At 60.9% G+C, this 11,667-nt stretch carries 12 protein-coding genes and 1 pseudogene; 9 read left to right on the top strand and 4 right to left on the bottom strand.

Going from position 1 to position 11,667, the window contains the following annotated elements; translation table 11 throughout:
• From FN828_RS14905 to FN828_RS14880, 7 genes and pseudogenes are all read left to right on the top strand, one after another.
• Window positions 1-89 (top strand): annotated as a pseudogene (locus tag FN828_RS14905) (IS5/IS1182 family transposase); the annotation flags it as partial.
• Between the two features lie 133 nt (window positions 90-222).
• Window positions 223-774 carry a TetR/AcrR family transcriptional regulator gene (locus FN828_RS14900; RefSeq protein WP_142494273.1) on the top strand — a complete coding sequence of 184 codons (552 nt, stop codon included), beginning with the start codon at window positions 223-225 and terminating at the stop codon, window positions 772-774.
• 31 nt (window positions 775-805) lie between these two features.
• Window positions 806-1,915: a mandelate racemase/muconate lactonizing enzyme family protein gene (locus FN828_RS14895; protein WP_142494272.1), complete on the top strand. Its 1,110-nt coding sequence runs from the start codon at window positions 806-808 to the stop codon at window positions 1,913-1,915.
• Between the two features lie 10 nt (window positions 1,916-1,925).
• Window positions 1,926-2,189 carry an SDR family NAD(P)-dependent oxidoreductase gene (locus tag FN828_RS20760; RefSeq protein WP_221930557.1) on the top strand — a complete coding sequence of 88 codons (264 nt, stop codon included), beginning with the start codon at window positions 1,926-1,928 and terminating at the stop codon, window positions 2,187-2,189.
• Window positions 2,186-2,485, top strand: a complete 300-nt coding sequence (locus tag FN828_RS20755; RefSeq protein ID WP_235891495.1) for an SDR family oxidoreductase — start codon at window positions 2,186-2,188, stop codon at window positions 2,483-2,485. Before FN828_RS20760 ends, FN828_RS20755 begins: the two co-directional genes overlap by 4 nt.
• Window positions 2,482-3,216, top strand: a complete 735-nt coding sequence (locus tag FN828_RS14885; protein ID WP_142494271.1) for an SDR family NAD(P)-dependent oxidoreductase — start codon at window positions 2,482-2,484, stop codon at window positions 3,214-3,216. Before FN828_RS20755 ends, FN828_RS14885 begins: the two co-directional genes overlap by 4 nt.
• Window positions 3,217-3,344: 128 nt before the next feature.
• Entirely contained in the window at window positions 3,345-4,901 is a 1,557-nt protein-coding gene (locus FN828_RS14880; RefSeq protein ID WP_142494270.1) for a trimethylamine methyltransferase family protein, read from the top strand.
• Between the two features lie 113 nt (window positions 4,902-5,014).
• On the opposite strand, the gene FN828_RS14875 is transcribed toward FN828_RS14880, so the two are convergent.
• The 4 genes from FN828_RS14875 to FN828_RS14860 are packed head-to-tail and all read right to left on the bottom strand — an operon-like array spanning window position 5,015 to window position 9,475.
• A complete protein-coding gene (locus FN828_RS14875; RefSeq protein WP_142494269.1) occupies window positions 5,015-6,355 on the bottom strand; it encodes an NAD(P)/FAD-dependent oxidoreductase in 1,341 nt (446 codons plus the stop codon).
• On the bottom strand, window positions 6,352-7,848 hold the full coding sequence (locus tag FN828_RS14870) for an aldehyde dehydrogenase (RefSeq protein WP_142494268.1): 1,497 nt from the start codon (window positions 7,846-7,848) through the stop codon (window positions 6,352-6,354). The genes FN828_RS14875 and FN828_RS14870 overlap by 4 nt, the downstream gene beginning before the upstream one ends.
• A 5-nt stretch (window positions 7,849-7,853) precedes the next feature.
• Window positions 7,854-8,756 (bottom strand): dihydrodipicolinate synthase family protein, encoded by a 903-nt coding sequence (locus FN828_RS14865; RefSeq protein WP_142494267.1) that lies wholly within the window; start codon window positions 8,754-8,756, stop codon window positions 7,854-7,856.
• Window positions 8,753-9,475: a GntR family transcriptional regulator gene (locus FN828_RS14860; protein WP_142494266.1), complete on the bottom strand. Its 723-nt coding sequence runs from the start codon at window positions 9,473-9,475 to the stop codon at window positions 8,753-8,755. Before FN828_RS14860 ends, FN828_RS14865 begins: the two co-directional genes overlap by 4 nt.
• 131 nt (window positions 9,476-9,606) lie before the next feature.
• On the opposite strand from FN828_RS14860, the gene FN828_RS14855 reads away from it, so the two are divergent.
• Both FN828_RS14855 and FN828_RS14850 read left to right on the top strand, forming a co-directional pair.
• Complete coding sequence (locus FN828_RS14855) at window positions 9,607-10,686, top strand: quaternary amine ABC transporter ATP-binding protein (protein ID WP_142494265.1); 1,080 nt, start codon at window positions 9,607-9,609, stop codon at window positions 10,684-10,686.
• Between the two features lie 14 nt (window positions 10,687-10,700).
• On the top strand, window positions 10,701-11,642 hold the full coding sequence (locus FN828_RS14850) for an ABC transporter permease (RefSeq protein WP_142494264.1): 942 nt from the start codon (window positions 10,701-10,703) through the stop codon (window positions 11,640-11,642).
• Window positions 11,643-11,667: the final 25 nt, after the last annotated feature.

The raw sequence follows: 11,667 nt of genomic DNA, 5'->3' as shown, positions 1-11,667 counted from the left end.
GGCGGCGGGTCGCCACCCGATATGACCGCTGCCCCGAAGTCTTCCTCTCGGCCATCGCTCTCGCCGCAACAGTCATGTTTTGGTTATGAGTCCTGAGCCTAAAGCGTCACGCCTTTAACTGGGCCATCCTGATACACACGGGGTACTCTCGATATTGGAGGGTAGAGTGATCGCTCTACTTTTTTCTTGCACGAGGTAGAGTGATCGCTCTACCACTTGGCAATGACCAATACCAAACTCAGAATCGCCACCGAACTTGACCGCACCTTTGCCGAGGCCGGCTTTGCCGATCAGGGCGTCGAAGCCCTGCGCGCCGAGGCCGATGTCTCGCTGCGCACGCTTTACAAACATTTCCCCAGCCGCGAGGCGATGATCGTAGGGGCGCTGGAACACCGCGACGCCGCGTATTTCGAGTGGCTGGCAGGCGGGCCGAAAGAAGGGGTCGAGTATATTCTGCACCCCCTTGTGCGGCTGTGCGACTGGCTGGCCGAGGTGGCGAATACCGGCTGTCTGTTCCTGAACGCCTGGGCCGAATACCCCGAAAGCAAAGCGATTGCCGCCATCGTCACCGACCACAAAGCGCGGCTTGCTGATGAGTTCCGCCAGCGGCTTGCGCGGGTCGTGCCTGATCGTGACACCGCCGATCTGGCCGAAACGCTGTTTCTCTTGCACGAGGGCGTGACGCAGGCCGCCCGGCTGCAAGGCCGCGAGCGCGCGACCGAGGCCGCCATGCGCGCCGCCCGTGCTGCCCTTGCCGCCGAAGGCATTACCTGAATTCCACCGCAACCATCCAACAGGGCCGATCATGAAGATCACGGAAATTCATCTCTACTCCCACCAGCTTCCGGTCAAAAACGGCCCTTACAAAATGGCCAATGCCGAGGTCTGGTCGCTTGACACCACGCTTGTGCGCATCGTCACCGATACCGGCCTTGTGGGCTGGGGCGAGACCTGCCCGGTTGGCCCGACCTATCAGCCCCAACATGCGCTTGGTGCGCGCGCGGCGCTGATCGAGATGGCGCAAGGGCTGATCGGTGCGAACCCGCTGCACCCGCTTTTGCTGCGCCGTCGCATGGATGGCTTGCTGAACGGCCACCGCTACGCCAAGGCCGCCATCGACATTGCCGCCTATGACCTCTTGGGCAAGGCAACGGGGCTGCGCGTGGCCGATCTTTTGGGCGGCGCGGTCACCGAGCGCGTGCCCTCTTATTACGCCAGCGGCGTGGGCGCCCCCGACGAAATTGCCCGCATTGCCGCCGAGAAGATGGCCGAGGGCTACCCGCGTATGCAAGTCAAAATCGGTGGTCGCCCGGTGGAGGTAGACATCGAAGTGCTGCGCAAGGTCTGGGAGGTGATCCGGGACAGCGGTATGCGTTTGGCGGCCGATGGCAACCGTGGCCTGCCCACCCGCGACGCGCTGCGCCTGTCGCGCGAATGCCCGGATATTCCTTTCATCATGGAGCAGCCCTGCAACACGCTTGAGGAAATCGCCGCGATCCGGTCGCAGGTGCATCACGGCATCTACATGGACGAAAACGGCGAAGATCTGGCCACGGTCATTCGCGCCGTGGGGCAGGGGCTGGTTGATGGCTTTGGCATGAAGGTCACGCGCATTGGCGGATTGCACGCCATGGCCACCTTCCGCGATATTTGCGAGGCGCGCACCCTGCCGCATACCTGCGACGATGCCTGGGGGGGCGACATCATCAACGCCGCCTGCACCCATATCGGTGCCACCGTCTCACCGCGTCTGATGGAGGGCGTCTGGCTCGCCGCGCCTTACGTCGAGGGCAATTACGACAGCAAGAATGGCATCCGCATCGAGGGTGGCCATATCAAACTGCCCGAGGGGCCGGGTCTGGGCGTGGTGCCCGACGAAGGCATCTTCGGCGCGCCCATCGCATCGTTTGGCTGAGGAGACCAACATGAGATTTACAGGAAAAACCGCCCTCGTCACCGGGGCAGCGGGCGGGATTGGTGCGGCCGTTGTGCGGGCGCTCAGGGCCGAAGGCGCGCGCGTGGCGGTGGCGGATCGCGATACATCAGCCATTGAGGCCGAGGCGCATCTGGATGGCAATTTGCTTGATGCGGCCTATGCCGATGGCCTGCCCGCAGCGGCGGCCAAGGCCTTGGGGCGGCTTGATATTGTGGCGAACAACGCGGGCGTTATCACGCGGTTTATTGCATGACCAAGGCGGCGATTGCCTCGCTCACGCAATGCATGGGGATGGATCACGCGCATCAGGGCGTGCGGATCAACGCCGTTGCGCCGAACGAGGTGAACACGCCGATGCTGCGCACGGGCTTTGCCAAACGCGGGTTTGACCCCGATACCGCCGTGGCGGAACTGGGCAAAACCGTGCCTTTGGGGCGCATCGCCGAGCCTGAGGATATTACCGATGTGATCCTGTTCCTCGCCTCGGATGCGGCGCGCTACATGTGCGGTGCGGTGGTTGAGGTGAATGGCGGGAAGCCGGTCAAATGAGCCGCTACGGGGGAAAGGTTGCGCTCGTTACCGGCGGGCGCAGCGGCATCGGGCAGGCGATTGCCACCCGTCTGGCCGCCGAGGGCGCGCGGGTCTTCACCGCGCAACGGGGTGGTGATGCGGCGTTTGAGGGCATCGCGGCGGATTTCACCGATGACCTCGCCCCCGCGCAGGTGGTGGCCGAGGTCATCGCCAAGGCCGGACGGCTGGATTTGTTGGTGAACAACGCGGGCCTGATGCAAGAGGCGCTGGCCGAGGACATGAGCCTTGCCGATTGGGAGCGCACGATGCGGGTGAACCTGACGGCGCCCTTCCTGCTGATCAAGGCCGCTCTCCCGCATCTGCGTGCCACGCAAGGCGCAATCGTCAACATCGGCTCGATCGAGGGGCTGGGGGCGAACCCGCAGCACGCCGCCTATTGCGCCTCCAAGGCCGGACTGCACGGGCTGACGCGGGCGATTGCGGTCGATCACGGTGCCGAGGGTATCCGCTGCAACGCGGTCGCGCCCGGCTGGATTGACACGGAGTTGAACGAAGCGTTCATCGAAAACATGCCCGACCCAAGCGCGTTCCGGCAAAACATCGGCCGTATCCACCCCGTTGGCCGCACCGGAAAACCAGCCGAAGTCGCCGCGCTAGTGGCATGGCTTGGATCGGACGACGCGGGCTTCGTCACCGGACAGGTCTGGACTGTGGACGGCGGGCGCATGGCAAAGCTTAGCCTGCCGTAAAGCGTGATCCGGCTCACCCGAACCAGCGACAGGGTGGGCCAAGTCGTTTCCTGCAACAGAATTTCGCATTCCTACACGTCAAGGGGCCACCAGACAGGCAAATTCCCCCAGACTCAGGAGGAATCGAGATGTCTGATACCAACACACGCGCCCGGTCGCGCAGCGGTGGCCGCAGCGCCCGCCGTACATTGCGCAGCACCCGCGACATCACCATGCTGCCGGGGCTGACCCGCGCCATCCCCTATTGCGAGGTGATGGACGGCTCGCAGGTTGAAAAGATCGACGCCGCGTCGATGGATATTCTGGAAAACGTAGGCGTGCAGTTCCGCGACCCAATCGCGATAGAAGACTGGAAACGCGCCGGGGCCAAGGTTGTTGGCGAAATGGTCTATCTGGATCGCGGTCTGGTACGCGATCTGATTTCCACGATCCCGTCGGATTTCACCTATCACGCCCGCAACCCCGCCAATAACCTGCGTCTGGGTGGGCCGCATTCGGTCTTCGTGCCGATGACCGGCGCGCCGTTTCTGCGCGATCTGGATGACGTGCGGCGCAATCCCACACTGGACGATCTGGCGATGTTCCACAAGCTGTCGCACATGTCGCCCGCGCTGCATTCCACCGCGCATCATATCGTAGAACCCTATGATCACCCGATCAGCCAGCGGCATTTGCGCATCACCTATTCGTCGATGAAACATTCCGACAAGATGTTTATGGGCATGACCACCAGCCCCAAGAACGCCGAGGACGTGATGGACATGTGCGCCATCCTGTTCGGGGAAGATTTCATTGAAACCCACCCCGTCACCACCGGCAACTGTAACGGCAACTCGCCGTTGGTCTGGGATGAAACCATGCTGGGTGCGATGCGGGCGTTTTGCAAACGCAATCAGCCCGTGCTGTGTTCGCCCTTCGTGCTGGGCGGCGCGAATACCCCCGCGTCCGTCCCCGCAACCGTGGCCCAATTGAACGCCGAAGCCCTAAGCGCGTTGGCCTATACGCAGGTGATCCGGCGCGGCGCACCCGCGATTTACGGCCATTACCTGTCCACCGTCAGCATGAAATCCGGCGCACCGATGGCGGGAACGCCTGAAATCAGCCTGATGAATTTCATGATCGGGCAAATGGCGCGGTTCTATGGGGTGCCGTGGCGGACCTCGAACACGTTGGGCGGGGCCAAAACATTCGATGCGCAGGCCGGATATGAATCCGCAACCACCCTGTCTTCGGTGATCCATGCCGGGGCGAACTATATCTGGCATTCCGCTGGCTGGAACGAGGCCGGGATGCACTGTTCTGTCGCCAAGTTCGTGGTGGACGCGGAACAATGTGCGATGGCCTATAAAATGGCCCGCGGCCCGCAATGGCACGATTTCGATCAGGCATTGGCCGCAGTGCCGGATGTTGGCCCCGGCGGTCACTATCTGGGCCATCCGCACACGCAGGATAATTTCCAACAGGCGTTCTTTATGCCGGAACTGTTCGACAATAATTCCATCGAACAATGGATGGCCGAAGGGTCCAAGGAAATCACCCAGCGGGCGTTGGAATATGCCCGGAAAATGCTGGCCGATTACGAAGAACCAAAACTGGACGAGGCCAAAAACGAAGCCTTGCTGGACTACATCGCCCGCCGGGAACGCGAAATCCCCGCCGCGTCGGAACTGAACCAGACGTACTAAGATCATCCCCAACCTGACCCGCCGTTATGGCGGGTCTTTTTTGGTGGTGATGGACATGCAAAAGGGGGCATTGCGCCCCCTTTTCTTTGATATATGGACCTGTCAGCGCGGGATTATTCGTCGCGGGCTTTCCATTCTTTCCAACGCAGGACGGCATTCGCCCCGATTTCCAGAAACGGCTGCGGCGGCAGGCGTTTGGGCCGTGCCTCGGCGGTGAAATGGCGGGTGATCTGGCTGTCCACCCCACAGGCCAGTTCCGCCGCGCCGATCCCGGTCAGGGTGCCGCGTGCCGTTCCCAGCCCGTTTTGCACACAGCCCGCGAACAGCCCGTCGTCCAACTGGCGCATCACGGACACGCTGTTCAGGCTCAGGCACAGATGCCCCGCCCAAGCGTGTTCCATCCGCAGCCCCGACAATTGCGGAAAGCGTTGATCGAATTTCTGCTGCATCACGCGGGCGGCGCGGGCGACATGGCCCTTGGACAGGGCCAGGCCCGGTTTCAGCGTGGCACAGGTGCGGGTGACAATGCGATTACCGCCCTGCCCCGTATCAATCCGCCGCACCGTGGTGCCCATCGGATCGGACGGGGTGATCCCCCAGCGCGGTTGCCCGCCCAGCCGGGCCAGCGCATCGGCATCCAGTTCCGGAGTCATCACCGCATACAGGAACAGTTGCATCAACCGCCCCTCTTCAAAGCCAAAGCTTTCCAGATGGCCGTTGACCGTCAGGATTACGCGCCCGGCGCTGACCTGACCCCCGCGCGTTTCCACCCGCCAGGCATCGCCCTGCCGTTCCAGCGCGGTCACGGCCGAGTTTTCATAAACCCCAACGCCCTGCGCCCGCAGCCCAGCCGCCAGCCCCCGGATATACCCGGCGGGCTGCAACATCACCGTTCCCGGTGTATACAGGCCGGATATGTAATGCGCCGATCCGGTCATATCCTGCATCTGGCGCTGGTCCAGCATTTCACAGCGTTCCCCAAGCGAGGCCAGATGTTGCGCGTAGCTTTCGTTATGCGCCTGCGCGGTGGGACTGACCGCGCCGTTCACCTTACCTGCCTGATCGAAATAATTCGGATCAATCCCGTAATCTTCGACCGCAGCACGCCCAAAGGCCTGCGCCTGCCGGTTCAGTGCGATCACCACCCGGTCATCGCCCGCCCCCGCGTAATCCTCGGAGGTCAGTTCATGCGGCAGGTCGATCATGAAACCGGAATTGCGCCCGGCAGAGCTGTCGGCGATGCGTCCCGCCTCTAGCACCAGAACCCGTGCGGTGGGTTGCAATTGCCGGACCCGCCGCGCGGCGGACAGCCCGGCGAACCCGCCGCCAACGATCACAACGTCGGCGGTTTCCGATCCGGTCAGGTCCGGGGCCGCAGGTTGCGGCCCCAATAGTGTGTTCCACCCAGCCGGTCCCAACAGGGTCGGCAAACGGCGGGCCTGATAGCGTGTCAATCTACGGCCTCGTCGCTGTCATCGCTCAGGTCCACCCAGATGGTTTTCAACTGGGTATACTGATCATGGGCATGAATGCCATTGTCACGCCCGCCAAAGCCCGATTGCTTGAACCCGCCGAAGGGCGTGGAAATGTCGCCTTCGCCAAAGCTGTTGACGGTCACGGTTCCCGCCCGCACGGCACGCGCGCCACGGATCGCCCGTTTGACATTGGCGGTAAAGATCGACGCCGCCAGCCCGTATTCGGTATTGTTGGCCAGCGCGATTGCCTGATCAAAGCTGTCGACCGTCAGCACCGACAGAACCGGGCCAAAGATTTCCTCGCGCGCCTGTTTGGCGTTTTGATCGACTTCCAGAACCGTAGGTTCGACAAAGCCGTTTTCGGCAGCGCCCCCCATCAGGATTTTCGGGCCATCCTCCAGATACGAACAGACCTTGGCGAAATGGGCGGGGCTGACCAAGGCACCCACGCGGTTCACCGGGTCCAGCGGATCACCCATCGGCCATTCGCGGGCATGGGCGATAATCCGGTCAATCAGCGCATCCTTCACGCCCTTTTGCACGATCAGGCGCGACGCGGCGGAACAGTTTTCCCCCATGTTCCAAAACGCCCCGTTGACGATATGCGCGGCAACGCGGTCCAGATTTTCGGCGTCATCCAGAACGATGGCCGGATTTTTACCGCCCATTTCCAGCGTGATTTCCTTGAGGTTCGATTCCCCCGCATAGGACAGGAACCGCCGCCCGGTGGCCGTGGACCCGGTGAACGACACCATATCCACATCCATGTGACGGCCCAGCGGTTCGCCCACATCCGCACCGCCACCGGGCAGCACGTTGAACACGCCTGAGGGAATCCCCGCCTCCATCGCCAGTTCGGCCAGACGCAACGCGGTTAGCGATGTTTCCTGTGCCGGTTTCACGATCACCGAACAGCCAGCCGCCAGTGCCGGGCCGATTTTCCACGCCAGCATCAGCAGCGGGAAATTCCACGGCAGCACCAGACCGACAACGCCAACAGGTTCGCGCACGATCATGGCAATATGATCGTCCGAGGCCGGGGCCACCTGATCGTAAATCTTGTCGATCAGTTCGGCGTGCCACGTCAGGCAGTGGATGGTTTCAGGCACATCTACGGTTTCGCAGTCGTAAATGGTTTTGCCGGAATCAAGGCTTTCCATCACCGCCAGTTCACGCGCGTTACGCTTCATCAGCTTGGCCAGACGGATCAGCGCCTCTTTGCGTTCGGACGGGTGCAGGCGGGACCAGCGACCATCCTCGAACGCATCGCGGGCCTTTTGAACGGCAAAATCCACGTCTGCGCCATCACATGCTGCGATCTGGGCCAGAACCTCGCCGGTGGCGGGGTTGATGCTGTCAAAGGTCGCGCCAGAAATGGCCGGGCGGAATGCGCCGTCAATAAACGCCTGTGTCGGCAGGCTCAGGCCTTTGGCGATGGCCTTGTATTCCTCGGTCGTCAGAAGATCGGTCATGTCGCTTACTCCGCTTCGATTTCGGCCACGGTGCGTTTCAGTACGCGCACCACCTGTTCAAGCTGCCGCTTGTCGTCTTTGTTCAGCCCCTTCAGCGGCGGGCGGGGTGGCCCGGCGTAGTTGCCTGACATCTCACAGCCATGTTTGACGCATTGAATGAACTTGCCGCCCTGTTCCAGAACCCGCATCAGCGGCATCATTGCGGACATGATCCGGCGGCCCTTGTCAAAGTTGCCTTCGACGGCACAGGCCCGCCACAGCGCGATATGTTCGGTCGGCAGGAAATTCGACCCGGCGCAAACCCAGCTCCGCGCACCCCAGGCAAAAAATTCCAGCGCCTGATCGTCCATGCCACAGGACATCTGGATATGCGGATAATCCCGCGCCAGCAGGTGAACCCGGTTGATATCGCCCGAGCTTTCCTTGATCGCACAGAAATTGCGGCTGCGGCCCACGCGGTCCAGAAATTCCTCGCCCATGTTGATGCCCATCCGGCCCGGATAGTTATACAGCATGATCGGCAGATCGGCGGCGCGGTCGATAGCCAGCGCGTTCAGCGCATTTTCGCGTTCCGTCGGCACCGAATAGGGCGGCGAACCCAGAAGGATCGCATCCGCGCCAATCTTGGCGGCATGTTCGGCCATAGCAATCGAATCTTCCAGCCGGATAGCCACGGTGCCCACCATCAGCGGCACCCGATCCCCGATAACGTCCTTGGCGAAACTGGCCATGTCCTGACGTTCCTGCATGGATTGGGCATAATATTCGCCGGTGGACCCGCCGTTGATCAGCCCGTGAACGCCCGATGCAATCAGGTGTTCAATCATCGCGGCAAAGGCGTCGCGGTCGATGCTGCCATCTTCGCCATGCGGCGTGATGACAGGTGTATAGATACCTTCGAACTTCATGAGGCTCCTCTTTGCGTCATGGCGCCTGGCGCGGTGCCAAGCGGAATGGTCATTCCCTGGGGTGTTACGAAACTTTCGATTTCGGCGCGGGACAGTTCCCAATGCGCCACTGCCAGATCAGCGGCACCGTCGGCATTGCCTGCCTCGATCAGCGCAATGAATTGGTCGTGCTGATCGGCGGCCACGTTCCGTTGCGCGGCCAGCGTTTGATTACGCGGGTTATAAAAGGTCATGCCAATGCGCGTGTGGTCGATCAGCAGACGGCGCAGGCTGGGCGTCAGATATTCATTATCCGCCATTTCACCGATGATTTCGTGGAACCGCTGGTTCATCAAAGCGCGTTCTGCGGCGTTGCCATCACGAATCGCCTTGCGGAATAAAAGCTGCGTATCCTTGATTTGCATGATCTGGGCGGGGGTGGCATGTTCCGCCGCCAGCCGGGAAACCGCTGCATAAATCATGGGTGCCGCGACAAAGAAATTGCGCATGGTTTTATGGGTCATCGGGGCCACTTGCGCACCACGATTTTTGTGCAGCGTGATGTAATCCTCGCCCGCCAACTGGTTCAGGACCTCGCGCAGCGGGGTGCGGGAAATTTCATATTTTTCCGCCAGTTGCGCTTCTTCCAGATAGCTGCCCGGCTCGAATTCCTGCGTCAGGATTTTCCGGCGCAGATCTTCCAGGCAAATCGCTTTCTTTGATGTGGGCGCTTCGGTCACGGGGGTCTCCAATTTGAACAAGTTCGATTTCTGACTCGTTCGGTATTTCGTATCTTCTTTGTACTTTCAAAAAATACATGTTGTCTACAATAGAAATTTCTGCATTTTATATCGCCTCAAGGGAGGACCCTATGAACCAAAACACTGACGAGGCCGTGATCCGCTGCGAAGGCGTGTGGAAAATTTTCGGCAAACGCTCCAAAGAAGCGCTGGAAGCGATCAATAAAAACGAACTGACCAAAGAAGAGGTCCGCGACCGCTTTGATTGCGTGGTAGGCGTGCGCGATGCGTCCTTCGAGGTCGCCCGAGGCGAGATTTTCTGCATCATGGGCCTGTCCGGGTCCGGCAAATCGACCCTGATCCGCCATATCAACCGACTGATAGAACCGACCGCTGGCGCGATCTATATCGAAGGCCAGAACATCAACGAGCTTTCGCAAAAAGACCTGCGCGCCCTGCGGGCCGAAAAGATCGGCATGGTGTTTCAGAACATGGCCCTGATGCCGCACCGCACCGTTCTGGAAAACGTGGCCTTCAGCCAGGAAGTGCGCGGGCATGACGTCAAAGAACGCACCGCAAACGCAATGCGCGCCATCGAAGCGGTGGACCTGCAAGGCTGGGAAAGCAAATACCCCGATGAATTGTCGGGCGGGATGCAGCAGCGCGTGGGGCTGGCCCGTGCCATTGCTGCCGATCCGGCGATCCTGCTGATGGATGAACCGTTTTCCGCACTGGACCCGCTGATCCGGCGGCAGTTGCAGGATCAGTTCATGGCCCTGTCGGCGGAAATGCACAAAACCACACTGTTCATCACACACGATCTGGACGAAGCCATCCGCATCGGCGACCGCATCGCGATTATGAAAGACGGGGTTCTGGTGCAGATCGGCACGCCCGAAGAAATCGTGATGAACCCAGCAGATGAGTATGTGGCGGATTTCGTGGCTGGTATTTCAAAACTGGAACTGGTGTCCGCTGGCAAAATCATGGAACCGCTGGACGCCTATACACAACGTCGCGGCCCTGTTGACGTGGAAAACTGGCCCGAAGCCCAGCCCGAACATTCCCTGAACGATCTTGTGGACCTGTCCATCGCCACCCAGCACCCGATTGTCGTCAAGGTCGATGGCAAGCCGAAAGGCATCATCACCAAAAACGCTCTGCTGCGCGGCATCAAGGGCGAAGCCGACGATTCCGGTCAGGCCGCATAAGAAGGATCAAAGACATGGCAGAAGAAAAGACCTTCAATATCCTTGATCCGTTTTCCTCGGTTGATCTGGGAATTGCAGACAGCGCCGATGGCATCAAGCAATGGGCGATCTCCAATCGCGAGGTAATCCAGCCGATCAAGAGCGTCCTGAATGATCTGATCGTCGGCATTGATAAGGGGCTGAATGCGGTCCCGCCGCTGGTGATGCTGGCCCTTCTGGTTCTGATCGCATGGCAGGCCGCCGGACGGCGCACCGCGATTTTGGTGGGGCTGTGCATGTTCGGCCTTGGGTTCCTGTCGCCCCACGCATGGGGCTTGGCGATGACAACGCTGGCGATTGTGGTTTCGGCCGTGATCCTGTGCTTCTTCATCGGTCTGCCGCTTGGCGTGCTGGCGGGCAAGAACGACACGTTCGATAAATCAATCCGCCCCGTGCTGGACACGATGCAAACCATCCCGGCCTTTGTGTATCTGGTGCCGGTGGTGATGCTGGTGGGGATCGGCAACGTATCGGGCGTGATCGTGACCATCATCTTTGCCCTGCCGCCGCTGGTGCGCCTGACATCACTGGGCATTCGCGGCGTGAACCCTTCGGTCGTCGAAGCGGCGCGGGCTTTTGGTGCCAACCCCCGGCAAATCCTGTTCAAGGTGGAAATCCCGCTGGCGACCCCAACCATTCTGGCAGGCGTGAACCAAACCATCATGCTGTCGCTGTCGATGGTGGTAATTGCCTCGATGATTTCGGTCAAGGGGCTGGGCAACGAGGTGCTGCGCGCCATGGGCCGTCTGGATGCAGGCAAGGCCATCGTTGGCGGTCTGGGCATCGTCATTCTGGCCATCGTGCTGGACCGTATCACCCAAGGCATGGGCCAATCCGGCCGCGACCGCGGTCATCGTCATTGGTGGCAGGGCGGACCCGTTGGTCTGGTTCTGCGGCTGGCAGGCAAAAATCCATAACCATTGGAACGACATCTCAACAAGG

Source organism: Thalassovita litoralis, assembly GCF_900182725.1.
Lineage (GTDB): Bacteria > Pseudomonadota > Alphaproteobacteria > Rhodobacterales > Rhodobacteraceae > Thalassobius > Thalassobius litoralis.
The sequence above is the reverse complement of the archived record's forward strand: the minus strand, read 5'-3'. Positions and strand labels throughout refer to the sequence as shown.